We start from the raw sequence: 26,122 nt of genomic DNA, 5'->3' as shown, positions 1-26,122 counted from the left end.
AATTATAAGCCGAACATTTGTTTGATGTCAACACGAAACTCGAACTTATGTTTGTATATTTGTCCAGGCCATGCTATAATAAGGTAACATTCCCAGAAGAGGTGTATCCATTTATGGCTAAAATATCTAAGAGGCAGCAGGAAATCCTGGATTTCATTAAAGGTGAAGTAAAAAGAAAGGGCTATCCGCCGTCCGTCCGTGAAATCGGAGAAGCAGTCGGGCTTGCCTCAAGCTCGACAGTACATGGCCACCTTGAACGGCTGGAATTGAAGGGCCTGATAAGAAGGGACCCAACAAAGCCCAGGGCGATTGAAATTCTCGAGGCCGATGAAGCTTACATTCCGAAGGTCAGGGTCGTCAATGTTCCCGTCGTCGGGCGCGTTACCGCCGGCCAGCCAATCACAGCTGTCGAGAATGTCGAGGAGTACTTCCCTCTTCCCGAAACGATGGTCCCATCGGACGAGCAGGTTTTCATGCTTGAAATCATGGGGGAAAGTATGATCGAGGCGGGCATCCTGGATGGGGACTATGTCATTGTAAAGCAGCAAAAGACCGCCAATAACGGGGATATTGTCGTCGCGATGACAGAAGAGGACGAAGCCACGTGTAAGAGGTTTTATAAAGAAAAAGATTATATCCGCCTCCAGCCGGAAAACCCTGCAATGGAACCAATCATCCTTCGGGAAGTTTCCATTTTGGGAAAGGTAATCGGCGTTTACAGGAGCATCCATTAAAAAAACAGGCTATTTTGGTTAGCCTGTTTTTTCTTTGCTTCTATTATGTTTATTGCTCTGTCTGTGCTTCCCTTTCCTGGGCACGCTCATCATACCAGAGCTTCGCATGGGTAAGGATTGAGAAAACAAGGAAGAAATTCATTGCCCAAACACTGACAAATGGGCTGATGCCACCAAACTCGATTGTTGTATACCCCTTTAGAATCATCACAAGATAGGATTCAATAAAAACCAATACGAACCCAGCCGCACCCGCGATCGCCATTCTAATCATGCTGATACCCCCCTAGTTTCGGAAATTCAAAAGTTTGTCACTTTGTTTTTACAGCTTTGTGAACATAAACAACATACCAACATTTTTAACCTGGAATCTGTTATTTTAAAAGTACAGAAAGACACCAACAGCAATCTTCACAAAAAACAAGTCACCATGAGATTGCTTAGACAAACATCACTTTTACACCTAGATCTCAGCAAGAAATGGCAGCCTTGATGCATCAGGTAATCAATCTCTCATCCGGAATCGACGGGGAGTTCACCAAGATGCACCCACGAACGGCATCCAGATACAGACAATTTCAGCTTAGAAGCACCAAAGAATTAGCAGCATGAGACATACGATTTCAGCTAAGAAACTGCTAAGAATTGTCAACAAGACACACACAAATTCAGCCTAGAAACTGCAAAGAATCTTCATCAAGATACACAGGGTTTCAGCTTAGAAACACCAACGAATCGCAGCATAAGAGACAAACACCGCCATCTGCATCAAGAGGCAACAAGAACCTGCATCTCAGAGACAGCTATGCGAAGAAACACACCAGACCAGCTGGCAGTTTTCGCAACCGCCTGCCAGCTGTGCCCGCTTAACCGCATTGAAAAATGCTGTATATACCCCAAAATGGCCGCCCACCCCCTTGGCGGCTATTTGCTGTTGTATTACCTCTATTATATACCATCCTTTGCCGGATAGTCATAATGAAAATTCACTATTTTGTCACATTTTTAAAATAGTCACTGACGTGGAATTATTGTTTTAATTAAAGGCCTAATACATACTCCCTAGCTTCATCCTTGAAAAATAGCAGCCAGTTCTATAAAGCTGAAAATCGGTTTCCATTCATTACATGAATTTGCGGCTTAGGAAATAAATCTTTTTTGAGTTAGGGTAATTTAAATCCAGTTTCGGGCAATATCTTGGAATGGATACTGCAAAAAAATCTCTTTTACTGAAATACCGCCTCCCTTCGAGCAGAGTCCTCAACTCCTTCGCACGGGATTTTATATAAATTTTTGCTGAATAATTTCTCCTTTGATAACAAACAATAAAGGCAATTACGAAAGGAGGAAACAAATATGTTTAAAAAAATTCTGTATTCATTTTTTGCCCTTTTAGTTACTATTATGATTTTGGGAAATTCCACTGGATTTGCTCAAAATTCAATTACAAACCTTTTCAAAACTACTGAAAGTGCACAAGACAACAATAACGGTGATGATGATAATGATTGGGGATGGATCGGGTTAATTGGTCTAGCAGGTCTTTTAGGATTGAGAAGGAACGATAGGAATAATAGATAGTCAACAATCCATTAGCCCTCCTCGAACAAGATTTTATACAAACATAAACATTTACGGTTTGTATTGTTATTCTAGTGATGGTCTTACATATCCCGTGAGCGTTTTTGGATCCCATCCTTAGCTCCCGGGATTTTTACGTTAGCGGCTAATTCGTATACTGCATACATATCCGTGTACAATCTATCTAGTTCATTGTTAAAAAGGTTAGCCTTAACAAGTGTTTAGTCACATGTTACAGAAGATGAAGTTCGCATCCATAGGTAAATACGAGGAATATCGATTCGTTCAGGAAATTCCGGGGATATTCCGGGGAAGTATAACAATCAAGACGAAAAAGAAAAATTGCCCTAAAAAAGAAAACCCTTGAAGCTAATAGCCTCGAGGGTTTTACCAATTAGTACGTGCTCATATACTGCTCGCGTTCCCAAGGATGTACTTGGGTACGGAACATATCCCATTCGATTTCCTTCGCTTCTAGGAAGTGTTCAACGATATGCTCGCCCAGCGCTGACAGGATTACATCGTCAGTTTTCAACAGATCAAGCGCCTGTGCAAGTGTAGCAGGCAGGTCTGCGATTCCTTCTTCGATTCGCTCTTCCTTCGTCATCACGTAAATGTTGCGGTCAACTGCCGCTGGCGGCGTCAGTTTGTTCTTGATGCCGTCAAGACCGGCCTTCAAGAGGACAGCCATTGCCAAGTATGGATTGGCCGAAGGATCGACGCTCCGTACCTCAACTCGTGTGCTCATTCCGCGTGAAGCAGGAATACGGATAAGAGGTGACCTGTTTTTCGCCGACCATGCAACATAACAAGGCGCTTCATAGCCAGGGACCAGACGCTTATAAGAGTTGACAGTCGGGTTTGTGACTGCAGTAAAGTTTATTGAGTGCTTCAGGATACCAGCGATGAAATGGAACGCATTTTCGCTCAGATCCAACTTGGCGCCTTTTTCATAAAACACGTTTTCGTTCCCTTTGAAGAGGGACAGGTTGCAGTGCATGCCGGAACCGCTCACGCCGAACAACGGCTTAGGCATGAACGTTGCATGCAGGCCATGCTTCCTGGCGATTGTTTTAACAACGAGTTTGAATGTTTGGATATTATCGCATGCTGTGATGGCATCCGCGTATTTAAAATCGATTTCGTGCTGGCCCGCCGCGGTTTCATGGTGGGAAGCTTCGATTTCAAAGCCCATTTCTTCAAGCTCAAGAACGATATCACGGCGGCAGTTTTCGCCAAGATCGGTAGGAGCGAGGTCAAAATAGCCGCCGCTGTCATTCAGTTCAAGAGTCGGTTGGCCATTCTCGTCAAGCTTGAACAGGAAAAATTCCGGTTCCGGCCCAATGTTAAAGGTCGTGAAGCCGAGTTCTTCCATTTCTTTAAGAATTCGTTTCAAATTGTTGCGCGGGTCGCCGCCGAATGGCGTTCCATCAGCGTTATGGATGTCGCAAATAAGGCGTGCTACCTTCCCTTTTTCGGCTGTCCACGGGAAAATGACCCATGTATCAGGATCAGGGAATAAATACATATCGGATTCCTCAATCCGGACGAAGCCCTCGATTGAGGAACCGTCGAACATCATTTTATTGTCAAGCGCCTTCCCAAGCTGGGAGATTGGGATTTCCACGTTTTTGATTGTCCCGAGTATGTCCGTGAATTGGAGACGGACAAATTTTACATTTTCCTCTTTCGCCATTTTTTCGATGTCTTCACGTGTGTACCTTGCCAAGTTGTTTCCTCCTTTAATTATAGCAACGGATTAATTGAAAAATCGGGACATATCGCCTTGCCTTAAGGTCGAACGGTTGAACCGCCCGGCATGGAGCAATTCATTGCGAAGCATCTTCCTTAATTCAACTTCCGTTAATTCCTTTTTCGGTTTCTTTTGCTTATCGGATTCAGGCTGCCCTTCCGCCTGGTTGACGAGGAACAGTTCCCTGATGCCAGCCATATTGACTCCCTTGTCAATCAGATCCTTAATTTCAAGGAGCCTGTCAATATCGTTCAAACTGAACATTCGCCTATTTCCTTCAGTCCGCGCGGGAGAAATCAGTTGATGTTCTTCATAATAGCGGATTTGCCTAGCGGTCAAATCAGTTAACTGCATCACAATTCCAATTGGAAACAGCGGCATGGAGCGGCGAATCTTGCTTCCCCCCATGATTTCTCCTCCTTATCGTGACTTACAAACTGAATTATATTTGAATGTCAGTTCACCTGTCAAGTTCATGTTAGGTTTCCTCACATGATTTTTCGAAATAATTTTTTCTCATTCAAAAAATTCAAGAAACCAGTGCTGGAACGCTATTCTCCTTTTCCTTTTTCGGACGGGACATCTTAAAAAAGATTCCGACCGAAACCGAAATAAGAGTTCCGGAAAGAATACATAAACTTAAATAGCCCATACCTTCACCTAGATGGGAAACAATCCTCATGCTTGCAAACCCAGCAGCGCCTATTCCGACAGTCGAGGCCATAAATCCAATGCTGTTCGTTAATCCCCTGCTCGTCGCTGGGATTCTTTCCATCAAAATCTTTGACTGGATTGGCATCATCGCATAGAACAAGGCCCTGAAACAGATGATGACCGCGACGGTTATCCACATATTCGTTGAAAGACCCAGAACCAGAAGGCACGGAATTGCTACGGCCTGATACATTAGTATGATTCGGTTCTCCCCTACCCTCCTTGTAATGAACGGATTCACAAAAATCATCACTACGGTAAAGAGAGTGGCTGATGAAAATATAAAACTGATCGTCCCGGCCGATAAGGCGAAGCGAGCCAAAAGGAATAAATTGATAAAAGGCAGGGTAAGCCCTACGCCGGTACCCTCGAATAGCTTCACAAGACCGTAAATCCACATATGCGGAGAGGTTGCTTTCCTTTTTTGCCCCACGGTCGCTTCTGTCCCTTTAGGCTTATTCCCTATTTTCTCTCTTTTAATAGCTAAAAGCGGAATTATGCTAATAAAAATGATTGCTGCGGCGGAAAACAGCACCAACTTAAAGATGATCACAGGCGGCAAAGAGTAGTATTTTTTAAAAAAGTCTGCCGATGCGCCCGCCCTGAATGTCCCAAGGAACATGAACAAATTTCCCGTCCCGTATGCGATACTGAAAAGCTTCGCCCGCCCTTCCGAATTTGAATGCTCTGTCAAAAGCGGAACGAACATCACATTCGTCAATGCCTGCCCCACTCCGGTCACCACAGTAAAAAGGTACAGGGACATCATCGATTGAGCAGACACACTACCAAATATTCCCCCTGATAAAATAATAATACCCAGCAGCAAAACACGCCTCGGGCCAATCATGTCAGAAAGCATGCCGGAAACGATTGAAAACGCGCCGTAAAAGAGATAGCTTATCCCCACCAGGCTGCCTATCGTGCGAATTGAATACACTTCGTTTAAATAAAGGTTAAAAAGGACTGTATACACACTTAGCCCAAGACAAAACAAAATATTCCATAGTAAAATGTATCTAACAGAAACTTGGAATTTTTCTTTGTAAAAGTAATACAAAAAAGCACCTCAGACCAAACCTAACCGGGTGGGTTTTGAAGTGCGAAATTGAAATTTACATTAATATTTACCTATTAAATCCAAAAGAAATAGCAGATGTTTTGGAAAGTAAATTAGCGTAAAAAACGGTTGGAGCTATTCTGATCATTTTTTACATAATTTAGCATTAGCTGAGTTAGTTTAAGTCTAATTCTTCACATTCACAATTATCTATCTGATTATCTTTTGTTTCGTAAAACAGTTATAAACCCATTCAAAATATTGTGGCTTACAGCAAAACCTTTACGTTTATAAAATTCTAATGCATCATTACCATTTGAAACAAAAATAAAATAATCCTCTATATCATCAAATTGGTTCAACCATTTCATTGACATATCAAAGAGAACTGAACCAATTCCATATTTTCTATATTCTTCTTTTATATAAAACTGAGATAAACACCCTACATTGTTTCTATTCACTGAAGAAAGGTCAAAAAAAGTTGCGAAATCATTTGAGTAGGCTTCCTTAGGAGAGATATTTGAATAAACATAACCCACCATTTTGGCACCATCTCTTACAACCACGATTTGATTGTCTATAGCACTTTTTATAGAAGGAAGCATCCTTGTCTCAAAATTCATGTCATCAAACAATTCAGGGGTAATTTTTGCCTTTGATTTTTGAAAAACCATAAGTTCATTACACAACTCTTTACAAAAGTAAGCTTTTTCAATCGGTAAAATTTCATATTTTATATTCATCTTTTATTTCACACCTTTTGATATCATACTAATAATTATAATCCTTCCTTATCTAACAATTCAGCTTTGTTGGTTTAATAACTTTTAAAAAAGTGCATTAATCCTTCGTGAATCAACGCACCCGTTTGTGAAGAAGAGTGTTAATAAAAATAGAGTGGAAAAATAAACCTACTGGTATTTTGGTCGGTTCTTCTAATTGGTTATTTAATATACTGAAAAACATTATCTTCTTCTTTAATAACTGTATACTTTCCTAAAGCACCTTTTAGCTCTATTTTTAAAAAGTAATTTGATCCAGGAACACTAAAATAATTTTTTTCAATCTCTACAGAAGTTGATCTTCTTGACGTCCTCCCGCTATGTGAACGCATTGAAATAGATTTGGTATGACCATTTTCCGTAACCTCAATAGCAAATTCAGTACACTCAGAATCCTTACATTCAATACCGTATCTTTCTTCCATAAATGCTACAAAATCATTAATTGTAGGTTTTGAATTAGTGACCCAAGAATAACCCATAAAGCTAATAACTAAAAGCAAAGTAACGATTCCCCCCACAATATAAAAGGTCCGTGATTTCTTCCTTTTAAAAACGTTCATTTTTCCCCCCCAAAAAAATAGTATTAAAACCAAATAAAAGGTTATTCCTTGTCAAACTAAACTCCCTCAATAAGAAAAGTAGTTATTGAGTGTTAGTCAATAAGGATAAAGGTATTTTCCAAACCCATCATATACTTTAAGTTTTTATCTAAAGCATATTGATTTGGAAAATCCTTTTCCAACACACACAATATATTCCCCGCTTCTCCTAGTGATAAATTAGTTAGCTGTAAAAAATTCTCATTGCCGTATATAAATGAAACTAAGTATTCATAGTAATCATCTTTTTTCTCCTCAATATTTAAACCAACATTGTACAATCTAACCCTTGTACCTGCCCATACCTTATATTCGTCATTAATGGTTGCTAAAGGAATCAACTTAGAACTTTCCATTTGATACCTCTCAATATAGTTGAACTTAAATAAACCTGCTCCGTTTGCTTAATAAAGAAATTCAACAAAAAGGCGGCTATTCCTTCATGGTTTAACACACCTGTTACAGTAAGCAATAGGAAGCGACTGTCTAGTTGAACAACCACTTCTGCTAGCTCGATATGATAAATAGCAACTTCTTCAACTTGTGATAGTAGCAATTTTTATTACTTCTTTAGATTTGATACTTCATGGTTAATAACTTCCTTTATTTCATCGTTTCCAATTGCTCCATTATGGAATGTATTAGAATCGCCCCAATAAAGTTGCCTAAATGAAACGCCATTATTAAGTTCAATCTCCAAAAATATACGATTGCCTTCTAACTTGCCTACATCAATCAATGACTGTACATCTTCTAATTTTAACTCATAAAATTCGGTTAGGAACTTATCCTTGGAAGACTGTGAGAAAGTATGCATTCTTTTTCCATCATCGGTACTTTCAATATAGATGTTCTTCACCAACTTATCCATAGGGTAAAGTTCTCCTGCAGTTTTCGCCTTTTTATTTGTGTTGGCTACATATACAACATCATTTGCAGCAACAATCAAGGAAGTTGGATATCCTTTTATTTCATAAATGGTTGTTCCTTCTTTTAAATATGCCGCATCACCATTTTGCATCTTGTGATTACTACATGCATTGTCCGCCATTTTATATGTCACTTTACCAAGTTCTCTACCTTTTTCAATCGTTATAGGAAGATTTTCATCCGCTGGCTCTGGAAAATGATGCTCGTATTTTATATCATCAATCATCAACATATCCACCCATTCAATTTCTGCATCAGGACACCCTTTAAGAGAAGTGAAGTTACTGCAAGAAGATAGCAGCAAAGCGAATATTGAAATTAATATCATATTCTTAAAAATAGTCATCATAACACCCCCTAGTTATTAGGCTCTTATCTCAAAAATAAGTTGCATATATCGGTTGGTATTCTATCAATTTAAATTTATACGTTCTTACACTTACCTCCCTTTAGAACAAAAAGGAATTCAACAAACAGAGCTGAAGATTAATTACAGACTAACAACCCCTCTTTTGTTGTTCGAAATCTATTTTTTGCTAACGCTAAGCTTTTTGTAGTAGTCATCTACAATCGGATATATATCTGGGACCGACTGGTAATAAATGTTATCAATTTTACTTAATGTAAATTTAAATTCTTTTTTACCATCAAAAAGACTAATACCATACCGCCATCCTTTACGTTTTTCTTGATTGTCTTCTTGAGTAAATTCGATATTTTTTATTAGAGAAAGAAATTCATTTATTTGCTCCTGCTCAGTTATAGATTCTGAGTTTCCAGTTGTACCATCTTGAATAATTATTTTATCTACATTTTCAACTTTTTCAGCCATATAAAATTCTTCTAATGTTTGTGTTTTCGTACCAGTTGTTTGTGTTTCCTTACCAGCACAAGCAGACAGCATAAATAGATTGCCCAACAATAAAATTAGAAAAAAATATTTCCTCATAAGACCACCTCCAAAAAACACTCTGGTGATTATTAGACGTATTAGCATGAAGAATATCGCAGTATTCTTTTTGAAAATTACTGCCGATTTATTTCAACAAGAAAAAAGCATTCCTTGAAAAAAGAATGCCGATTTTTAAGTAAGACTTATTAAATTACATTTATATATACTTTTCTTACCAGTGCACTTGAAGTTTATTACCATTTAAATCAAAAAAGTGGAAATAGGCATGTCCATTATCCTCTTTTATATTCTCAACCTTAACACCATTTTCAATAAGGTGTGTATGAAATTTAGATAATTCTGGACTGGTAAAACCAATGCTAAACGCTGGGACATTACCAATTGTAAAATGTGCAAATGTATCATCATCAGTAGGTACTAGGATAAGTAAAAAAGGGCCATCATTAACTTTTATAATGGCAAATGGATCCTCAGTAATGGTTAATAATTGAAGCCCTAATATATCTCTATACCATTGTGCAGACTGCTCTAAATCTTTTACGGGAATTCTAATATAATGTACTGCTTCAATAAATGATTTACTCATAAAATATCTCTCCTATTTAGAATGGTATATCAAGTAATTCCCTTTTTATATCCCTTTCTCCTTCCGATTCATTGAACTAACCTTCACGTTACTTCAAAAAGAAAGCGATCCTCCACTATTGAAGAATCACTTTAGGTAGTTACAAAGGATTATTAAAATCCTCCGGTGTCTTTATAATCGCCCATTATATAATTTGAACTATCCCCTGGCTTAGCGTTTGGATTGGTTGGAATATGAGGGTTATTATTGTTTTTCTTTCGTTTCAAGTCGATTATTAATGCAAATCCCAAAATGCCGAGAATTAGAATAATAAAAAACCAAATTACAGCCAAATAAAAACACCCCTCTCCCTTACATTATATTCCATAAGGTGAATTACAGCCATTTTTATTTTATCCTTATTACAGGAATGCCGACCGTTTGTTCAATAAGGATTTCAGCAAAAAGGGCGGTTAATCCTCCCTGGATCAGTCGAATAGAAGGGAGCGACCAAGGCTCGGCCGCACTCGTACCAGTTAGTTGTATATTCAACCACTTAACTTGCTGTTGTGTTACCTCTAAACTTCAAAAAAGTTTTTACCACTAGTGCAAGGGCAATCAACAAATTAATAAAACTTGCAACAAAAAAACCAATTGCATAGCTAGGAATATTTGCTTCTGGCACTCGGTCATTTATTTCTAATCCTAAAAAGTATACTCCAATGCCATCACCATCCACATTTGTACCAAGAGACCATAAATCTAATCCTTTATTGACCATCAAAACGGTAATGAAAGCAAGAAAAATAAAAACGATCCAACGAAAAATAGCATTCATTTTATTTCCCTCCTTATTTTTTAAACTGCACCGTTTGTTGAATAAGGACTTCTACAAAAAAAGCGGAAATCCTTCCAGGATAACCGCTACCATTTTGTTGAAGTATATTTTTTACAACCTTCTTTTAGAAAAGGAATGAGCATTATACGTCCCTACATATTATTATTTTTTGGATCTCATAAGTACTCCGTTTTTCCATTCCCGGACAGGCTTCAATTAGCTAACTCATGACTTCTTGTTTACATATTTCTCTTTTCAAGCCTCTTAGCACCTTAAACACCCCGTTGTAAAAAGTGCACAAGTGTTGGTCAACTAAACTGCCACCTTCTAACAATAAGCAAAAAAGACCGCCGCAGCAATCCATTTTGAACTCTTTCCCCTAGCTGCATCCAATTATTTGAAAGTAACCGTTACGGAATAACCTTGGATTTCAAAAATATCTTGGAGGGCAAGTCTGGCATTCATTTCAGCTTCTGTCAAAAGACCATTCTGCCTGGCTTCCTTTTCCATTTTTTGTTTAGCAATATCTTCTAGTTTGAACCCTTCATCCCAATTTGGTTCACTGCGAAACAAGCCTTCATCAGAAAACTTTAAAATGTTCTTTGAGTCGATAGATGGAGCTTGGACAAAGGTGGCAGGCGGCAAGGTGATATGGATCGTCTTCTTTTTGGTATCCAAAGCAATGTCCTTTTTAGTCAAATTCTTTAAGTCAACACCTGCAGTCACTTCTCCAGGAACGACCATAAATAACGTCCTTTTTGACCCGGGAATATCTAAACCAAAAGGAATGTCTTTGCCAAATAATTTATTATCTTTATCAGATAAGGTTGTTTCCATATGTGCTCTTGCTGTTGCCAATGTAGCTAATTTTTCAATCCTCTTAATGACAGTTGCACTTTTTAATGTTTCTTCTTTTTGTAAATAAGCATACCCTGCTAATAAAATGACTAGACTAACGGCAATCCCTATTAAACTTGGCAAAACCGAAGATCTCACCGATTGTACTTTTTGCTGCCGTTGAACAGCTCTAGCTGGTTGCAGTGCTATAGTGGCAGCTGTTTCATTTTGAGTTTGCTTAAGCTGATTAGCAATATAATCCAAATCACTTTTTGAAATTTTGCCTTCTTCCTTCATACATTACCCTCCATTTTCAACCATATATTTAGTAAAATGCGACTTTGAATCCACAAACCAACAATTTTTCCATAAACCTATTATACTTCTATTCGACATTTTTTGTAATATCTATCGAAATCTTCCAATCATTAACAATTGGCTAATTTCTAAGCTTGCTTGAAGGGAGGTGAATTTTAGAGCTAAAACATCGTTAAATGCACAGAAAACCTTAATATATATACAAAAAATAGCAGTCCAATTCAGTTGCGAATTGGACTGCTCATTTGTGTGCAAATTAAGTTTTTGTACTCGAAAACCGAAACAAAGAGAATTTTCTATACCAATCCTTCTTCAATGAGTCGGTCAAGCGCGAGGCAGATTGCGATTTTCACATGGGAATACGTTAGCCCGCCTTGTACGTATGCGGCATAAGGGGGACGCAGCGGCCCATCGGCGGTAAGCTCGATGCTCGCTCCCTGGATAAATGTGCCCGCCGCCATGATGACGTCATCTTCGTATCCAGGCATATACGCGGGATATGCCGTTACATACGAGTTCACCGGGGAGGCAAACTGGATTGCCTGGCAGAACGAAACCATCTTCTGGCGGTCGTTGAATTCGACAGCCTGGATGAGATCTGTCCTTTTTTCGTCCCATCTCGGAAAGGATTTCATCCCGAACCGTTCAAGCATCGCCGCCGTAAAAACAGCGCCTTTCAGCGCCTGGCCCACAACATGCGGAGCGAGGAAAAATCCCTGGTACATTTCCTGGAGGCTGTAAAGCGAGGCGCCAGCTTCGGCCCCGATTCCCGGTGATGTCATCCGGTATGAGCATGCGTCGACATATTCCTGCTTGCCAACGATATAGCCGCCTGTTTTGGCAATTCCGCCCCCTGGGTTTTTTATGAGGGAGCCAGCCATCAAGTCGGCGCCTGCGTGGCATGGCTCTTCCAATTCAACAAACTCGCCATAGCAGTTATCGACAAAGACAACAACGTCCGGCTTGATTTCTTTTACAATCCTGATCATTTCGCCAATTTCGGCAACTGTAAAGGATGGCCTGGTCGCATATCCCTTGGACCGCTGGATACCGATCATTTTCGTATTCGGATTAATCGATGCGGCGACACCACCCCAGTCGATGCCGCCTTCTTCCGTCAATGAAACGCTATTGTACGATATCCCGAATTCCTTTAGCGACCCGTTCCCAGTTCCACGGATACCGACAATTTCCTCGAGTGTATCGTACGGTTTTCCGGTTATGTAAAGAAGCTCGTCCCCCGGCCTTAAAATCCCGAACAGGGCAATGGAGATGGCATGGGTGCCTGAAATGATCTGCGGGCGCACAAGCCCTGATTCCGCTCCGAACACCTCAGCATAGATGCTTGCGAGCACATCCCTTCCCGTATCGTCATACCCGTAGCCGGTGCTAGGAATAAAATGCGAATCGCTCACCTTGTGCTTTTGAAAGCTTTGCAGCACCCTGAATTGATTCGCTTCGATCGTTTCATCGATTGCCCTGTGAATAGGGGCGATTTGATTTTCCACCTCCCGCGCGGCCAGGCTTAGTTGTTCACCGTTCTTCAATTGCTTAAACATCATGTTGCTCCAATCTATACTGTGAATTTTTGCAGTTGCCCCGCAACCTGGTGGTCCCTAAGTGTATAGCCTTTGCAACTATACACCTGTTCATTTTCCTGAAAAGATAGCTCCCTAAGGACCGTTTCATTTTTCAGCATGGATAACAGCTTTCCTTCATTCGCGGGTACGAGGACATTATAAGGCTCCATCATCGCGATGGCAGTTTCTTCGATTTTCTTTTTCAATGCGTCGCGGTCCTCTTTGTCAAAAGCCGATATGAACGCTGTCGGAGTATCAGCTGTCGGAACAAAATCCGGATGCTGGATGTCTCGCTTGTTGTAGACCGTCAGCTGCGGGATGTCTTTCACATCAAGCTCTTCAAGCAGCCTATTGACAGTTTTTTCATGGTGGAAATAATCCGGGTTCGACATATCCACAACATGGAGGATCAAATCGGCTTCCCTCACTTCTTCAAGCGTGGAACGGAAAGCCGCGATCAGGGAGGTCGGCAAATCCTGGATGAAGCCAACCGTATCGGTAATCAGGCAAATAAAGCCGCTTGGCAAAATCATTTTCCTCGTCATTGGGTCCAGTGTCGCGAAAAGCTGATTTTCCTCGTAAGAGTCCGCTTCCGACAGCCTGTTGAACAATGTAGATTTCCCGGCATTCGTATAGCCGGCAATCGCGATTTGGAATGCTTTGTTCTTTTTCCGGCGTTCCCGGTACCTATCCCTGTGCTGGACGATGATTGCAAGCTGCTGCTTGATTTCATCGATTCTCCTGCGGATATGCCTCCGGTCCGATTCAAGCTTTGTTTCACCGGGACCCCTTGTGCCGATTCCGCCCCCAAGCCTGGAGAGCTCCGTCCCCTGGCCGGCGAGCCTTGGCAGTATGTATTGCAATTGGGCGAGCTCAACCTGCAGCTTCCCTTCTTTAGAACGGGCCCTCTGGGCGAAGATATCAAGAATCAACTGAGTCCTATCGATTATCCTGGCATCGAGTGCCGGGCCAAGGTTCCGCTTCTGGCTTGGAGAAAGCTCATCATTGAAAATGACAATATCAGCTTCAAGCTGCCCGACAAGCCCCTTCAGCTCCTCCACTTTTCCTTTTCCAATATAGGTTGCGGGGTGAATCCGCTCGCGCTTTTGGACAACTGAAATGAGCACTTCCCCTTTCGCAGTTTCGGTAAGAGATACAAGCTCTTCCATCGAATATTGAAAACGCAGGTCATCATCTGCGGTGGTCTGGCAGCCGACTAGGATAGCTTTTTCTTTTTCCATCTTTACTTCCATGCGCCACACTTCCTTCACCATTATCTTTTTCTTTTCCCCATAATAACAAAACTTTGGCGATTTCTCTATCTTGGTATGCGAGAGGGAATGCATAAAGGGGTTTTTACTAGTCTCTAGGGATAAGGTTTTTGGAAATTGAATGGATGTTCATCATATGGTGTTGAGTGACATTTCAATTGGTTTTTGCATTCGAATGTCACTCAAATGGGGGTTGCGTGACATTTCGTTTGGATTTTTGAATATGAATGTCACTCAAATGGGGGTTGCGTGACATTTCGATTGGTTTTTTGCATTCGAATGTCACTCAAATGGGGGTTGCGTGACATTTTATTTGGATTTTTGCATTCGATTGTCACTCAAATGGGGGTTGCGTGACATTTCATTTGGATTTTTGTATTCGAATGTCACTCAAATGGGGGTTGCGTGACATTTTATTTGGATTTTTGCGTTCAAATGTCACTCAAGTGGGGGTTACGTGACATTCCAATTGAATTTTTGCATTCGAATGTCACTCAAGTGGGGGTTGCGTGACATTCCAATTGGATTTTTGCATTCGAATGTCACTCAAATGGGGGTTGCGTGACATTTCAATTGGATTTTTGCATTCGAATGTCACTCAAATGGGGGTTGCGTGACATTTTATTTGGATTTTTGCATTCGATTGTCACTCAAATGGGGGTTGCGTGACATTTCATTTGGATTTTTGTATTCGAATGTCACTCAAATGGGGGTTGCGTGACATTTTATTTGGATTTTTGCGTTCAAATGTCACTCAAGTGGGGGTTACGTGACATTCCAATTGAATTTTTGCATTCGAATGTCACTCAAGTGGGGGTTGCGTGACATTCCAATTGAATTTTTGCATTCGAATGTCACTCAAATGGGGGTTGCGTGACATTCCGATGGTTTTTTGCATTCGACTGTCACGAAAATGTAGTTTTCATGACATTCCCCGGTTTTTTGTCAGGACGTTGTAACTCATCCATCGTGAAGTGGCGCCTCCCGGGTTCTCTGACCTCCTGGCCGGCATAAAAAAAGAGGCCGCGGCCTCTTTATTCTTTCACGTATTGCATTAATGTTTCAGGATCAAATCCAAGCACCCAGTGCCCGTTGACTTTTGTTTGCGGCACGCCCATTTGTCCGGTTTCGTTCACCAGTTTTTCCGCGGCGGCGCGGTCGTTTTGTACATTCACTTCGTTATAGTCCAATCCTTGAGCCTCAAGGAAGTTTTTCATCATTGTGCAGTACGGTCAAGTGTTGGTGGAGTAAACTGTAATCTCGTTCATTTTTAATGCCTCCTCATCATTTTTATACCCTTGCAGGTATTATGGCCGATTTCCATTTTTGCTGTCAAAGATTCTGCTCTAATCAATCATCTGCAAAAAAGGATACAGTATTGTCATTCCCTTTTTTTACGGTTTTACACAAAAAAAAGACCCCTAAGTGGGTCAAGTTAATCTTCTTCGAAAACAAGGTCGTTGCTTCGGATGGTCATGAGGTCATGACGGTCGTAGCTGTTTTGCATGAGGAGCCTCATTGCCTGGGCGCGGATCGATTTTTCGATGATGTTTCGGATATAGCGGCCATTCGAAAAGCTGTTTGGCGACAGGACCGACCTGATCCAGATCAAATGCTCCCTCAATTTCTTTTCCGCCTCGTGGCTAAGCGAATATTCCCTTTCCTTTACCATCCTCCCGGCAATGTCCATGAGCTGGTCGATTTTATAATCGGGAAAATCGATTACGAGCGGAAACCTGGAATGGAGGCCGGGATTTAGCGACAGGAAGTACTCCATTTCCCTTGAATAGCCCGCGAGGATAAGAATGAATTCATGCTGCTTATCTTCCATATGCTTGACAAGCGTATCGATCGCTTCCTTCCCAAAATCCTTTTCCCCGCCCCTCCCGAGCGAGTAGGCTTCATCAATGAACAGGATCCCGCCCATTGCTTTTTTGACGAGGTCACGTGTCTTCTGTGCGGTATGGCCGATATACTCCCCAACCAAATCCGCCCGCTCCGCCTCGATTAAATGCCCTTTTGAGAGGACATTCATTTTTAAAAAAAGCTTGCCAATCAGCCTTGCGACAGTCGTCTTCCCAGTTCCGGGGTTTCCCTTGAACATCATATGGAGCGCCTGCTTCTTCGCCTTTAGGCCGGCTTCTTCCCTCTTTTTGTTGATATATATCCAGGCATAAATTTCTTTGATCGTTTTTTTCATCTCTTCCATTCCGACAAGTGCGCCGAGCTCTTCTTCGATTTCCTTCAATGCCGCGTGCTCTATTTTCTGTACCGCCTTGGGCAGTGAGGGTTCGTGCTCCCGCATCGGTGCCGGTTTTCGTTTCTGTGTATTCAGAACAATGCTGATTTGGCCATTGTCCTTCATGCGCATCGGCTGGTCCAAAGCATTCACCTCTCAATTGCGATTGCATCTCTCTGTTGCAATGTTCCGGGACCGGGAAGTTACGGGCTCGAAACAATATCCTTCTTACTATCCTATTCGCCCATGGAGAAAACATTTCAGTTTTACAAAAAACAGCATTTCGAATGGGAACGGCCCACAAATTCTCCTAAACCGCCTCCCTTTTCCCGAATTTTAGATAAACTAGAATGACCTCGAAAATGACTAGAATGTTTGAAAAAATAGCTAGAATCATTCGAAAAATGACTTGAATAAAAAAGGTAGAAAAAAATAAACGCCTGGGTAAACCCAGCATTTTGGCAGTTTCTTTTCTTTTTTCTTTTACTAAAGCATCTTTATTTAAACAATCTAAGCCATATAGGATAATCAAATTGTCCATCTGAAATCTGAAAGAATTTACCCATAATACCAAGGTGGGTTATTCCATGTTCAGTTATAAAAATGGGAGTATAGGTTGAGAAAACAAAAAAATTTATTCTCTCCAATTCAGACATATACAGGCTATCTTCCGGCGATTTTCCATACTTTTTTTCGGTAAAATCATAATAATCTTTTTCATTAGGATTTGTAAACGCAAGGACGAGCAGAACAAAAATAATTGCAATTCCAAATACCCATCGTTTCCTGGTTTTCATACAATCCCTCCAATTCACTATATACTTACCGAAAAACAGAATTGTTGTTATCGAGTTTTTACAATTAACATTCTAGGAAAAAACAGGTCAGGAAAACCAAATGACTTTTTACTAAATATTAACACAATCCCGATAAACTAATGGGGATATTTTAGTTGCGACAATAAACTTTGATTTGCTGATTTTTTGATTTGTTTCTTCCAAAGAAAAAGGTATCGAAAATTAGCATAGGCTTTCCACCCCAAAATCTCCGAATTTATTGCAGCCCAAGCGTCTATTCCACATAAACGAACGAAAAAAGGCCCGGCTGGATTCAACCGGACCTTGTTCATATTAAAATTAGCCGTCCTTATTGCCCCTGGCCTTCAAGGTCTAGCTGGACATTGCGGGCAGGAGCGAACGTTGAAATGGCATGCTTGTAGACAAGCTGCTGCTTCCCTTCGGATTCGAACAATACGGTGAAGTTATCAAATCCCTTGATTTGGCCCCTTAGCTGGAAACCGTTCAAAAGGAATACGGTAACGTTCGTGTTATCCTTGCGAAGCTGGTTCAAAAATTGGTCCTGGATATTGATGGCTGTTTTCATTTAAAATCCTCCTCTATTATCTCTACATTTTATGTATTCGATTTAAGTTCAAGCTTTCCTTCCACATACATGAATATTTCGGGAATTATTTTTGGAAAGGCGTCCGTATCTGACATATCATACCATTCCACGTCCATCTTGTTTCGAAACCACGTAAGCTGCCTTTTGGCATACCTTCTCGTATTTTGTTTCAGTGTATCGATCGATTCCTCCAGAGTGGTGTTCCCGTCAAAATAGCAATAAAACTCTTTATAGCCGATTGCCTGGATTGACTGGCACTCTCGAAGGCCCTGATCGTAAAATTTCTTCACTTCATTTAGAAGCCCTTCCTTGACCATTTTATCGACCCGCCTATTAATCCGTTCGTATAGTAACTCCCGGTCCATCGTTAGGCCGACGATTGCGGCGTTGTACAGAAGCTCCGGATTGGTCGATTTCTGGTTTTCGGCGAGCGGCATCCCGGTTGACTTGACGATTTCAAGCGCTCTTATGACCCTTCTGACATTGTTCGGGTGCAGCTGTTCCGCCGCTTCCGGATCCAGCTCCGCCAGTTCCCGGTGCACAGCCTCGTTTCCCTCTTCTTCCGCCTTTTTTTCGAGGCTTGCGCGAAATTCCTCGTCGGCCGGCGCTTCGGAGAATTGGTAGTCATACAAGACGGACTGGATATAAAGGCCGGTTCCACCAACAACAATCGGGAGTTTTCCCTTGGACGTGATCTCGTCAATTTTTTCCCTGACAAGGCTTTTGAACTCGGCGACCGAGAAACCCTCTTCCGGATTTTTTATATCGATGAGATGGTGGGGAATGCCTTCCATTTCCTCTTCGGTGACCTTTGCCGTCCCGATATCCATCCCGCGGTAGATTTGCATTGAGTCCCCGCTTATCACCTCGCCATTGAAGTGTTTCGCCATTTCAACTCCCAGCCTCGTTTTTCCGACCGCCGTGGGGCCGACAATGACCACTAGTTTTTGCAAGCTTTCCAAATTGCTTCACACTGCCCTCTCATACTGGATGCCCTTATTATACACAATGAAAGCTTGAGTACAAAACCGGAGCAAATACCGTTCAAGTATCGACGTTCTTTTCCAAACTTATTCTAACCTAATTGGCTGCCTTGCATAATTTTACATGTTTCTTTACAATTCGATAACGAATGCATTACATTCCTCCGCTTACCCCCAAAGCAATGCTAGTCTAATAGAAGTCTATCTTGTGAGGGAGTTTACACTATGCTCCCGCTGATTATGCAATTTTCGGGTCAGATTTTGTTACGCCCACGTAAATTTTAGAATGGGGGATTTGAGAAACATGTTTTCATCTGCTGAAATCGGAATTGATTTAGGAACAGCTAATATACTTGTTTATAGCAAAAATAAAGGAATCGCCGTCAACGAACCTTCCGTTGTAGCGATCGATACTGAAACGAAAGGTATCCTTGCCGTCGGGAAGGACGCAAAGGAAATGATCGGTAAGACGCCTGGCAAGATTGTCGCGATCCGCCCGCTGAAGGACGGAGTCATCGCCGATTATGACATGACCACCGAATTGCTCTCCCATATTATGAAGAAAGCCGCGAAGAAAATCGGCCTTTCCATGAGGAAGCCGAACGTGATTGTTTGTACTCCTTCCGGTTCCACTAGTGTCGAACGCCGCGCCATACATGATGCGGTCAGGAACGCGGGCGCGAAGAAAATCAATTTGATTGAAGAACCAGTCGCCGCGGCAATTGGCGCCGGTATGCCGGTTGACGAGCCTGTGGCCAATGTTGTCGTCGATATCGGCGGCGGAACGACAGAAGTCGCGATCATTTCATTTGGCGGCGTCGTTGCCTGCCATTCAATCCGTATTGCCGGCGACCGTCTTGACGAGGACATTATCAAGCATGTGCGCAACGAATACAACGTCCTGATTGGGGAACAGACCGCCGAATTGATCAAAAAGGAAATCGGGTATGCGCTCGTCGACCATCCTGAGCTCCATTTGGATATCCGCGGCCGCGATCTTGTTACAGGCCTGCCAAAAACAATTAAGCTGTCTTCCTATGAAATCAGGGATGCCCTTAAGGAGTCGCTTCTCCACATCCTTGAAGCAATCCGTGCAACTCTTGAGGATTGCCCGGCCGAACTGAGCGGCGACATTGTGGACCGCGGCGTTATTTTGACTGGCGGCGGCGCGTTGATGAAGGGCATGGAGGAATGGCTTTCAACTGAAATCTTCGTTCCTGTCCATGTTGCGGAAAACCCGCTTGAATCTGTCGCGATTGGTACTGGCAAGGCTCTCCAGTATATCGGAAAGCTTCAGACAGTCGCGAAATAGGGATCTTTCACCAAAAAAACAAAGCACGCCTTTGATTCCATGGGTTTAGCTTTGAAATACAAAATTTGAATTAACAGTGCTTTTATCATTTAAATTCGCATAAAGATTCAAAAGCGATTTTGAAGGTAAAATTGTACAAAGAGGCTTGGAGACCGATATGGTTCCAAGCCTTTTAACTTCGAATAAGAAAAACATAGGGAGATTTTAGTCTTCCTATGTTTTCATTCATATTATTTATCTGTTTGTTTTTGCTTATTTTTCATATACTCCGCACGCATTTTTTCAAGCTGCTGCTTTTTATCAAATTTAGCAGGCTTCTGTTTTTCATGAAATTTTGTCACAGCTAACTTACCTTTGGAATCCAGTTGATATTTTCCCACTTTGTTCACCTACTTTTCTTGTCCCTAAAAAGAATCTATTCAACAAATATAATATACCTTATTTTACTTAAGTAAACCTTATTACTTTATTAGTGTAATGCTAACCTGCATATGACGGAAAACCCTGTTATTAACTTTTATACTAATATCTATCTTGATTCAAATATTACCTTATTCAACTCCCTGCGCCTTTATTACCACTTTTTGGGTAATGATTCAGTGTACTTTACCCTGAAATGAAATCGTATTAAAGCGGAAAAAACTCTTTGCAAATAAAGCTCCAAGTGTTTTCTCTTACACCTTGTTATTTAACATACGGACTCTTTAGTTTAAGTGTAATTGTTCACAAACTTGTTAATTAAATAGCTACAGCTATTTTTTTTCAATCGCCATACGCAAGTTCGAGATAACTCCAAGAAGCAATACTAAAGAACAAACCATTTTTTCAAAAGGTGTTCCAAACAATTGTTGTATAAATCCAAAAGACCAAAGTACAACAAAAAACCAACATATAACGGTTATTCCTCTTTTGTATTTATATAATTTAATTCTACCAACAATCAACGTAAAAACTACTCCAATAATAGAAATAACGATATTTATAACAGATATTTGTAGCTGTTCACCGAATGATTCAGACCTTCCACCATTAACCCATGTAAATGGAATACTTTTGCTTATAATAAGAAAGTGGATTAAGATAGTCAAAGAGTAAAAAATAATTCCTATAAATACAGCAGTTTTCATATTAATTTTCCTTAGTTTTTCTAAAATACAATCACCTCATTTTTCTTCCTGTTTTAATTTTATTTAATCCAGTAATATACTATTCCTATATCACTTACCATCTGACAGGTAACTGAATGTAAGATTTCGAAGAGTTATCAAAAATCACCATTATTCTTAAACAGAGCAAAAAACATCGGCTAGGTATTCTTGTAGAACAAAACTGCCCGTCAATTTCTTCTTTTTCAAATCTTTCAAATAGGTTCCTAAGGCATTTCATTATACGCTTTGGTCAATCCTTCCGTATCAGTCACCATGTAATTTAACTAATATGCGTCTTCACACAATAGCTCTCTATATTTCAACATAAATATCCAATTGATTTCCGAAAATTAGCGATACAAATGTACAAGCTGACAAGAAATTACTAATTCCCCCACAATTCGCTTTTTATGCTTTAATATCAACAAAAAAAGCAGCCTCATTCTAGTTCGAATAAGGCCGCTAATTGTTGTGGTAATTTAATTTATTATGGTCCAAAACCAAACCCCTTACTTTAAGTGCCATGCTTCTTTTTTTGTAAAAATTAGGCCTTGTCCAGCCCGTCTTCTTTGATAATCGCAACGAAATGGGCAAGGATACGCGCGGTCAGGCCCCAGATGATCCTGCCTTCATAATGGTAAAAGTACTCCTCCATCTGCCTGGCCCGCCAGTTATAATTCTTCCCGCCGGGAACCCAGTCGAACGGGAAGTTCTCTGCCGGTTCCGGCTTAAAATGGACATGGTAAACATCAGGCTCCGCTGCCATGAAAAAATCAAGCGGAACGGTGAACACCTCACCTACTTCAGCCTCACTCGGCCTGATTTGGCCTGCGTCCTGAATGAACCCGGCAAATGGGTAGATGATCATGCCGAACGGGGAAATGAGGTAATCAAGCGGCTGCACGCCTTTGATGGACTCGGGCATTACTCCAAGCTCTTCGACCGTTTCCCTGATGGCTGCTTCCTTTTCGTCCTTATCACCCGGGTCAACCCGCCCGCCTGGAAAACAAATTTCGCCTGGCTGCCTCCGGAGTTTCATCGACCTCACCTCAAACATGACCGCTACACCATCCGCGGTTTCGATGAGCGGCAGGAGGACGGCATATTTCGAATAATCCTCGCTTCCCAATATTTTCGGCTTATGCCTCTTCAGTTTTTCACTAATCGCATTTGGTGTCATTCGTCATCATCCCCATCACATCGATACCCTTTCCAGCTTCAGGTTGTACCTGTACACCTCTTCGTCGGACGAAAGCTTAAAGCCCATGCCGGGATTGTAATCAAGCAGAATCCGATTGTACAGGTGCTTTTGGCTTTCATTTGAAACAAGGACCGGAACGCCATCCACCTCAAAAAGGTCGTCATCTTCATTCTTTTTATCGATTTTCAGGGAGTACTCCGCATAGATGGAACAGCTTCCGATAAAGACAGCTTCCACCCTGATTCCTTTGCCTTCATTGAAGTCGACCTTTTTCAATTCTTCTCGTGCGGCCGGTTTTATGATAATTTCCATGGATTCCATCCCTTTTTTTCGCTGTTTCGTTTATTTTTTGTAAAAAATAAAAATTGCAGTCCGTGTGACGATTTTTTTTCTCCAAAAAAATCAAAAGGTGCCGCATGGCAGCACCGAGTTGTCTTTCTCATCCTATTAGTGAACACGTTGGAAAGGAGTTGAATCAACCGTTTATTCGGCCTCAGATTCCAGCGTGACCTCGATGTTCCCGCGGGTTGCCTTTGAATACGGACAGAATTGATGGGCCTTTTCGACAAGGCCTTCAAGCTTTTCCTGCTCGATTCCTTTCCCTTTTACATGGAGAGTGACAGCGAGCTTGAAGCCATCATCCTGTTCGTCTTTCAATAAGCTTACATTCGCGGTTACCTCCGAGTCAAACTTTATGCGCTCCTTCTTTGCCATCAGCTGCAGCGCTCCGTCAAAGCAGGCTGAATACCCCGCCGCGAAAAACTCCTCGGGATTCACCGCGTCCGGAAGTTGTTTCGCCCTATCCGTGCCTGGCATCGCCATATCCATGTCGATTTTCCCATCGGAAGAACGGACATGGCCTTCCCTTCCACCAGATGCTGTTACAGTTGAAGTAAGAATTTTTTCACTCATCGTTCCATCCCCTTTACGGTTAGTCCTTTTACCTTTTCCACTGGCTGGATGCCACTAAACCATTCCCAGGAGAATGGAGTTTTCAATCCAGGCATAATGAATATGTGTAAAAAAGATGTCACATTCTTCTATCCACCTTGCCGCAGCACATTGTACAATGAAGGTATAGGATTTGCTTTCAAAAGCGGAAACTTTCAGCAAACCATAGATAGACGCGGCAAGGGGAGAGACTATTTGCAGCAAAGTTCCATTACAATCGATACGAACAAGACGATCATTACGCTATCCAACTCCGGCGAGACAATCGACAACACCCACTTTGAACCCGGCAAGGAATACGTCGTCACAATCCAGCTGACAAAAATTAAATAACTTGAAAGCAAAAAACATCCCCTTTGACGAAAAGCCAGGGGATGTTTTCATTTCAGTTGCGCTCGGAAAATAACCTTTTACATTACCCGTTTGAACATCTTCTCCATTTCATACGAAGAAAAATGGACGATAATCGGACGGCCATGCGGGCAAGTGAACGGATCCGAAGCGCGGCGGAGGTCATCGAGGAGCGCCTGGATTTCATCAGTCCGCAAATGGCGGTTTGCTTTGATGGACCCTTTGCAGCTCATCATGATGGCCGCTTCTTCGCGAAGTTTTTTAATATCGACTTTTTTCATGGAGAGCAGCTGTTCAATCATTTCCTCGATTACTTCCTTTTCCTCGCCGTGAGGAAGCCATTGCGGGTGGGACCGGACGATGAAACTGTTCGGCCCGAAGTCCTCAAGGAAGACGCCGACCTTTTCAAGCTCTTCCTTGTATTCATTGATTTTCATGCATTCGTCTGTCGAATACTCAAACGTCAGCGGGACGAGCATATCCTGAAGCTCGCTTTCAACCTGCCCGACCTTCACGCGGAAAAATTCATATTTCAAACGTTCCTGCGCCGCATGCTGGTCGATGATGTATAGGCCGTTCTCATTCTGTGCCAGGATGTACGTGCCGTGCATTTGGCCGATTGGGTACATACGTGGCACACGCTCGGCAGATACAGTTTCCGGTTCAGTCTCAACTGGGATTGGCTGCCGGTTCCCCTCTTCCACTTTCTGCGGCAAGAACATTTCTCTCACCTGATCTGGCAGGCTCGACCAGGACGCTTCCTGGCCCGCAGTCCGCCTTGGCGGGTACGAAGGAGACGATTGGACCTGCGGGGTTGGTCTTCCCATACCCGCGCTGGATTGCTGCAAAGCCCCGCTTTCAAAATCAGAAGTTACCTGGCCTGACAAAACGGTCGGTGCTCCAGCTCCTGAAGTCGCCTGCCCCCCAAAACTGTTAAGCGCTCCTTTTTGCACAGGTGTTGATACTTGTTCCGGGCCGTTATCGAGTTCCAGGAAGGTTTGTTCGGATTTCGGTTTCTCGGCCCTTTCGGGTTTGTAGCCTGACGGGATGAGCTGTTTTTGCTTGAAGGCTGCCGAAATCGCCGACTCGACGAGTTCAAACAATTCCGCTTCTTTGCTGATCCGTACTTCCATTTTCGAAGGGTGGACGTTCACATCGACGAGAATCGGATCCATTTCGACATTCAAAAGCACAATCGGATAGCGGCCGATTGGGAGCAGCGTGTGGTACCCCTCCATCACTGCCTTCGCGAGCCCGTAATTTCGGATGAACCGGCCGTTAATCATCGTCGAAATGTAATTCCTCGACGCCCTCGTCACTTCGGGAAGGGACGCATAGCCGCTGATTTTGTAATCGAGCGATTTTCCTTCAATCGGCACGAGCATCTTGGCGATTCCCATGCCGTAAATCGCAGCAAGAACCTGGCGGACATCCCCATTCCCGTTCGTATGGAGAAGCTTTTTCCCATTATGGATGAGCCGGAACGAAACTTCGGGATGGGACAAAGCGAGCCTGTTAACAAGGTCTGTAATATTGCCGAGTTCCGTGTGGATTGTTTTCACATATTTCAGGCGCGCTGGCGTGTTGAAAAACAAATCCGTGACCGTAATATCCGTCCCCCGCCTGCTCGGCGCCTTTTCAAAAGCGGTTTCACGCCCGCCTTCGATAACTATCCTCGTTCCGGCGGAGTCGCCGGTGGACGTTTTCATTTCAAGCCGGGAAACAGAGGCAATACTCGGAAGCGCCTCCCCGCGAAAGCCTAGCGTCCGGATCCGGAACAAATCCGTCTCATCCTTGATCTTGCTGGTCGCGTGGCGGTGAAAAGCCTTCGATACGTCGTCCTCGGCGATGCCTTCTCCATTATCGGTAATCCGGATTTTCGCAAGGCCGGCTTCTTCAACTTCTATTTCAATGATGGTGCTTCCCGCGTCAAGGGCATTTTCGGCCAGCTCCTTGACAACGGATGCCGGGCGTTCGACAACCTCGCCGGCGGCTATTTTATTTGATAACGCGTCATCAAGCTGAATGATTTTGCCCACGGGCACACCTCCG

30 protein-coding genes are annotated in these 26,122 nt (G+C 42.3%); 4 read left to right on the top strand and 26 right to left on the bottom strand.

Annotated elements, in window-relative coordinates:
• Positions 1 to 113: 113 nt before the first annotated feature.
• On the top strand, positions 114 to 734 hold the full coding sequence (lexA, locus tag DRW41_RS03590) for a transcriptional repressor LexA (RefSeq protein ID WP_115450573.1): 621 nt from the start codon (positions 114 to 116) through the stop codon (positions 732 to 734).
• A gap of 49 nt (positions 735 to 783) precedes the next feature.
• On the opposite strand, the gene DRW41_RS03585 is transcribed toward lexA, so the two are convergent.
• Positions 784 to 1,008 (bottom strand): hypothetical protein, encoded by a 225-nt coding sequence (locus DRW41_RS03585; protein ID WP_115450572.1) that lies wholly within the window; start codon positions 1,006 to 1,008, stop codon positions 784 to 786.
• A gap of 1,082 nt (positions 1,009 to 2,090) precedes the next feature.
• Here DRW41_RS03585 and DRW41_RS03580 point away from each other — a divergent pair.
• Positions 2,091 to 2,315 (top strand): WGxxGxxG family protein, encoded by a 225-nt coding sequence (locus tag DRW41_RS03580; RefSeq protein WP_115450571.1) that lies wholly within the window; start codon positions 2,091 to 2,093, stop codon positions 2,313 to 2,315.
• A gap of 394 nt (positions 2,316 to 2,709) precedes the next feature.
• Here the strand turns inward: DRW41_RS03580 and glnA are convergent, their stop codons facing one another.
• The 19 genes from glnA to miaA all read right to left on the bottom strand — a co-directional run bounded on the left by glnA (position 2,710) and on the right by miaA (position 19,086).
• Entirely contained in the window at positions 2,710 to 4,044 is a 1,335-nt protein-coding gene (gene glnA / locus DRW41_RS03575; protein ID WP_115450570.1) for a type I glutamate--ammonia ligase, read from the bottom strand.
• A 30-nt stretch (positions 4,045 to 4,074) separates the two neighbouring features.
• Positions 4,075 to 4,476 carry a MerR family transcriptional regulator gene (locus DRW41_RS03570; RefSeq protein ID WP_115450569.1) on the bottom strand — a complete coding sequence of 134 codons (402 nt, stop codon included), beginning with the start codon at positions 4,474 to 4,476 and terminating at the stop codon, positions 4,075 to 4,077.
• Between the two features lie 121 nt (positions 4,477 to 4,597).
• Positions 4,598 to 5,779 carry an MFS transporter gene (locus DRW41_RS03565; RefSeq protein WP_281272276.1) on the bottom strand — a complete coding sequence of 394 codons (1,182 nt, stop codon included), beginning with the start codon at positions 5,777 to 5,779 and terminating at the stop codon, positions 4,598 to 4,600.
• A gap of 281 nt (positions 5,780 to 6,060) precedes the next feature.
• Positions 6,061 to 6,588 carry a GNAT family N-acetyltransferase gene (locus tag DRW41_RS03560; protein WP_115450567.1) on the bottom strand — a complete coding sequence of 176 codons (528 nt, stop codon included), beginning with the start codon at positions 6,586 to 6,588 and terminating at the stop codon, positions 6,061 to 6,063.
• A gap of 200 nt (positions 6,589 to 6,788) precedes the next feature.
• Positions 6,789 to 7,190 (bottom strand): hypothetical protein, encoded by a 402-nt coding sequence (locus tag DRW41_RS03555; protein ID WP_115450566.1) that lies wholly within the window; start codon positions 7,188 to 7,190, stop codon positions 6,789 to 6,791.
• A gap of 92 nt (positions 7,191 to 7,282) precedes the next feature.
• Positions 7,283 to 7,585 carry a hypothetical protein gene (locus DRW41_RS03550; RefSeq protein ID WP_115450565.1) on the bottom strand — a complete coding sequence of 101 codons (303 nt, stop codon included), beginning with the start codon at positions 7,583 to 7,585 and terminating at the stop codon, positions 7,283 to 7,285.
• A 206-nt stretch (positions 7,586 to 7,791) separates the two neighbouring features.
• Positions 7,792 to 8,505, bottom strand: a complete 714-nt coding sequence (locus DRW41_RS03540; RefSeq protein ID WP_115450563.1) for a hypothetical protein — start codon at positions 8,503 to 8,505, stop codon at positions 7,792 to 7,794.
• 180 nt (positions 8,506 to 8,685) lie between these two features.
• Positions 8,686 to 9,108 (bottom strand): hypothetical protein, encoded by a 423-nt coding sequence (locus DRW41_RS03535; protein ID WP_115450562.1) that lies wholly within the window; start codon positions 9,106 to 9,108, stop codon positions 8,686 to 8,688.
• A 175-nt stretch (positions 9,109 to 9,283) separates the two neighbouring features.
• A complete protein-coding gene (locus tag DRW41_RS03530; protein ID WP_115450561.1) occupies positions 9,284 to 9,658 on the bottom strand; it encodes a VOC family protein in 375 nt (124 codons plus the stop codon).
• A 152-nt stretch (positions 9,659 to 9,810) separates the two neighbouring features.
• The gene (locus DRW41_RS03525) at positions 9,811 to 9,990 is read right to left on the bottom strand and encodes a hypothetical protein (protein ID WP_115450560.1); all 180 of its coding nucleotides are present in this window, start codon (positions 9,988 to 9,990) and stop codon (positions 9,811 to 9,813) included.
• Between the two features lie 203 nt (positions 9,991 to 10,193).
• A complete protein-coding gene (locus DRW41_RS03520) occupies positions 10,194 to 10,475 on the bottom strand; it encodes a hypothetical protein (protein ID WP_115450559.1) in 282 nt (93 codons plus the stop codon).
• A gap of 393 nt (positions 10,476 to 10,868) precedes the next feature.
• On the bottom strand, positions 10,869 to 11,609 hold the full coding sequence (locus DRW41_RS03515) for a DUF4230 domain-containing protein (RefSeq protein WP_115450558.1): 741 nt from the start codon (positions 11,607 to 11,609) through the stop codon (positions 10,869 to 10,871).
• Between the two features lie 317 nt (positions 11,610 to 11,926).
• Positions 11,927 to 13,189, bottom strand: coding sequence for a methionine gamma-lyase family protein (locus tag DRW41_RS03510; RefSeq protein ID WP_115450557.1), 1,263 nt, complete (start codon positions 13,187 to 13,189; stop codon positions 11,927 to 11,929).
• 14 nt (positions 13,190 to 13,203) lie between these two features.
• Positions 13,204 to 14,463 carry a GTPase HflX gene (gene hflX, locus DRW41_RS03505; protein ID WP_115450556.1) on the bottom strand — a complete coding sequence of 420 codons (1,260 nt, stop codon included), beginning with the start codon at positions 14,461 to 14,463 and terminating at the stop codon, positions 13,204 to 13,206.
• Between the two features lie 1,052 nt (positions 14,464 to 15,515).
• Positions 15,516 to 15,749, bottom strand: a complete 234-nt coding sequence (locus DRW41_RS03500) for a glutaredoxin family protein (protein ID WP_115450555.1) — start codon at positions 15,747 to 15,749, stop codon at positions 15,516 to 15,518.
• 167 nt (positions 15,750 to 15,916) lie between these two features.
• Entirely contained in the window at positions 15,917 to 16,864 is a 948-nt protein-coding gene (gene spoVK, locus DRW41_RS03495) for a stage V sporulation protein K (protein ID WP_115450554.1), read from the bottom strand.
• Between the two features lie 353 nt (positions 16,865 to 17,217).
• Positions 17,218 to 17,517 carry a hypothetical protein gene (locus tag DRW41_RS03490; RefSeq protein WP_115450553.1) on the bottom strand — a complete coding sequence of 100 codons (300 nt, stop codon included), beginning with the start codon at positions 17,515 to 17,517 and terminating at the stop codon, positions 17,218 to 17,220.
• A gap of 349 nt (positions 17,518 to 17,866) precedes the next feature.
• Positions 17,867 to 18,103, bottom strand: a complete 237-nt coding sequence (gene hfq / locus DRW41_RS03485; protein WP_053366255.1) for an RNA chaperone Hfq — start codon at positions 18,101 to 18,103, stop codon at positions 17,867 to 17,869.
• Positions 18,104 to 18,132: 29 nt separating this feature from the next.
• Positions 18,133 to 19,086: a tRNA (adenosine(37)-N6)-dimethylallyltransferase MiaA gene (gene miaA / locus DRW41_RS03480; protein ID WP_115450552.1), complete on the bottom strand. Its 954-nt coding sequence runs from the start codon at positions 19,084 to 19,086 to the stop codon at positions 18,133 to 18,135.
• A 325-nt stretch (positions 19,087 to 19,411) separates the two neighbouring features.
• Here miaA and mreBH point away from each other — a divergent pair, with 325 nt between their 5' ends.
• Positions 19,412 to 20,419, top strand: a complete 1,008-nt coding sequence (mreBH, locus tag DRW41_RS03475) for a rod-share determining protein MreBH (protein WP_115450551.1) — start codon at positions 19,412 to 19,414, stop codon at positions 20,417 to 20,419.
• 230 nt (positions 20,420 to 20,649) lie between these two features.
• On the opposite strand, the gene DRW41_RS22810 is transcribed toward mreBH, so the two are convergent.
• The 5 genes from DRW41_RS22810 to DRW41_RS03455 all read right to left on the bottom strand — a co-directional run bounded on the left by DRW41_RS22810 (position 20,650) and on the right by DRW41_RS03455 (position 23,680).
• Positions 20,650 to 20,799, bottom strand: a complete 150-nt coding sequence (locus DRW41_RS22810) for a hypothetical protein (RefSeq protein ID WP_181884390.1) — start codon at positions 20,797 to 20,799, stop codon at positions 20,650 to 20,652.
• 372 nt (positions 20,800 to 21,171) lie between these two features.
• Positions 21,172 to 21,546: a hypothetical protein gene (locus DRW41_RS03470; protein WP_115450550.1), complete on the bottom strand. Its 375-nt coding sequence runs from the start codon at positions 21,544 to 21,546 to the stop codon at positions 21,172 to 21,174.
• Between the two features lie 565 nt (positions 21,547 to 22,111).
• Positions 22,112 to 22,747 (bottom strand): NUDIX hydrolase, encoded by a 636-nt coding sequence (locus DRW41_RS03465; protein ID WP_115450549.1) that lies wholly within the window; start codon positions 22,745 to 22,747, stop codon positions 22,112 to 22,114.
• A 15-nt stretch (positions 22,748 to 22,762) separates the two neighbouring features.
• Entirely contained in the window at positions 22,763 to 23,080 is a 318-nt protein-coding gene (locus tag DRW41_RS03460; RefSeq protein WP_115450548.1) for an iron-sulfur cluster biosynthesis family protein, read from the bottom strand.
• 171 nt (positions 23,081 to 23,251) lie between these two features.
• Complete coding sequence (locus DRW41_RS03455; protein ID WP_115450547.1) at positions 23,252 to 23,680, bottom strand: organic hydroperoxide resistance protein; 429 nt, start codon at positions 23,678 to 23,680, stop codon at positions 23,252 to 23,254.
• Between the two features lie 234 nt (positions 23,681 to 23,914).
• Between DRW41_RS03455 and DRW41_RS23220 the strand changes: the two genes are divergently transcribed.
• The gene (locus DRW41_RS23220) at positions 23,915 to 24,052 is read left to right on the top strand and encodes a hypothetical protein (protein WP_222928822.1); all 138 of its coding nucleotides are present in this window, start codon (positions 23,915 to 23,917) and stop codon (positions 24,050 to 24,052) included.
• A gap of 77 nt (positions 24,053 to 24,129) precedes the next feature.
• Here DRW41_RS23220 and mutL read toward each other — a convergent pair whose 3' ends face one another.
• Positions 24,130 to 26,109, bottom strand: a complete 1,980-nt coding sequence (gene mutL / locus DRW41_RS03450; protein ID WP_115450546.1) for a DNA mismatch repair endonuclease MutL — start codon at positions 26,107 to 26,109, stop codon at positions 24,130 to 24,132.
• Positions 26,110 to 26,122 lie beyond the last annotated feature (13 nt).

Source organism: Neobacillus piezotolerans (assembly GCF_003362805.1).
In the GTDB taxonomy this organism is placed as follows: domain Bacteria; phylum Bacillota; class Bacilli; order Bacillales; family Cytobacillaceae; genus Bacillus_D; species Bacillus_D piezotolerans.
Note: the sequence above shows the minus strand (reverse complement) of the source record. Positions and strands in the feature narration are given on the sequence as shown.

Bases quoted from the DNA above. Each gene is read 5' to 3' on its own strand.
- hfq (WP_053366255.1), bottom strand. From the start codon at position 18,103: ATGAAAACAGCCATCAATATCCAGGACCAATTTTTGAACCAGCTTCGC.
- mreBH (WP_115450551.1), top strand. From the start codon at position 19,412: ATGTTTTCATCTGCTGAAATCGGAATTGATTTAGGAACAGCTAATATA.
- DRW41_RS03555 (WP_115450566.1), bottom strand. From the start codon at position 7,190: ATGAACGTTTTTAAAAGGAAGAAATCACGGACCTTTTATATTGTGGGG.
- DRW41_RS03560 (WP_115450567.1), bottom strand. From the start codon at position 6,588: ATGAATATAAAATATGAAATTTTACCGATTGAAAAAGCTTACTTTTGT.
- DRW41_RS03580 (WP_115450571.1), top strand. From the start codon at position 2,091: ATGTTTAAAAAAATTCTGTATTCATTTTTTGCCCTTTTAGTTACTATT.
- DRW41_RS03515 (WP_115450558.1), bottom strand. From the start codon at position 11,609: ATGAAGGAAGAAGGCAAAATTTCAAAAAGTGATTTGGATTATATTGCT.
- DRW41_RS03540 (WP_115450563.1), bottom strand. From the start codon at position 8,505: ATGACTATTTTTAAGAATATGATATTAATTTCAATATTCGCTTTGCTG.
- DRW41_RS03465 (WP_115450549.1), bottom strand. From the start codon at position 22,747: ATGACACCAAATGCGATTAGTGAAAAACTGAAGAGGCATAAGCCGAAA.
- DRW41_RS03490 (WP_115450553.1), bottom strand. From the start codon at position 17,517: ATGAAAACCAGGAAACGATGGGTATTTGGAATTGCAATTATTTTTGTT.
- DRW41_RS03455 (WP_115450547.1), bottom strand. From the start codon at position 23,680: ATGAGTGAAAAAATTCTTACTTCAACTGTAACAGCATCTGGTGGAAGG.
- DRW41_RS03510 (WP_115450557.1), bottom strand. From the start codon at position 13,189: ATGTTTAAGCAATTGAAGAACGGTGAACAACTAAGCCTGGCCGCGCGG.
- DRW41_RS03535 (WP_115450562.1), bottom strand. From the start codon at position 9,108: ATGAGGAAATATTTTTTTCTAATTTTATTGTTGGGCAATCTATTTATG.
- hflX (WP_115450556.1), bottom strand. From the start codon at position 14,463: ATGGAAGTAAAGATGGAAAAAGAAAAAGCTATCCTAGTCGGCTGCCAG.
- DRW41_RS03530 (WP_115450561.1), bottom strand. From the start codon at position 9,658: ATGAGTAAATCATTTATTGAAGCAGTACATTATATTAGAATTCCCGTA.
- DRW41_RS03550 (WP_115450565.1), bottom strand. From the start codon at position 7,585: ATGGAAAGTTCTAAGTTGATTCCTTTAGCAACCATTAATGACGAATAT.
- DRW41_RS03585 (WP_115450572.1), bottom strand. From the start codon at position 1,008: ATGATTAGAATGGCGATCGCGGGTGCGGCTGGGTTCGTATTGGTTTTT.
- DRW41_RS03570 (WP_115450569.1), bottom strand. From the start codon at position 4,476: ATGGGGGGAAGCAAGATTCGCCGCTCCATGCCGCTGTTTCCAATTGGA.
- lexA (WP_115450573.1), top strand. From the start codon at position 114: ATGGCTAAAATATCTAAGAGGCAGCAGGAAATCCTGGATTTCATTAAA.
- DRW41_RS03470 (WP_115450550.1), bottom strand. From the start codon at position 21,546: ATGAAAACTGCTGTATTTATAGGAATTATTTTTTACTCTTTGACTATC.
- DRW41_RS03520 (WP_115450559.1), bottom strand. From the start codon at position 10,475: ATGAATGCTATTTTTCGTTGGATCGTTTTTATTTTTCTTGCTTTCATT.
- DRW41_RS03460 (WP_115450548.1), bottom strand. From the start codon at position 23,080: ATGGAAATTATCATAAAACCGGCCGCACGAGAAGAATTGAAAAAGGTC.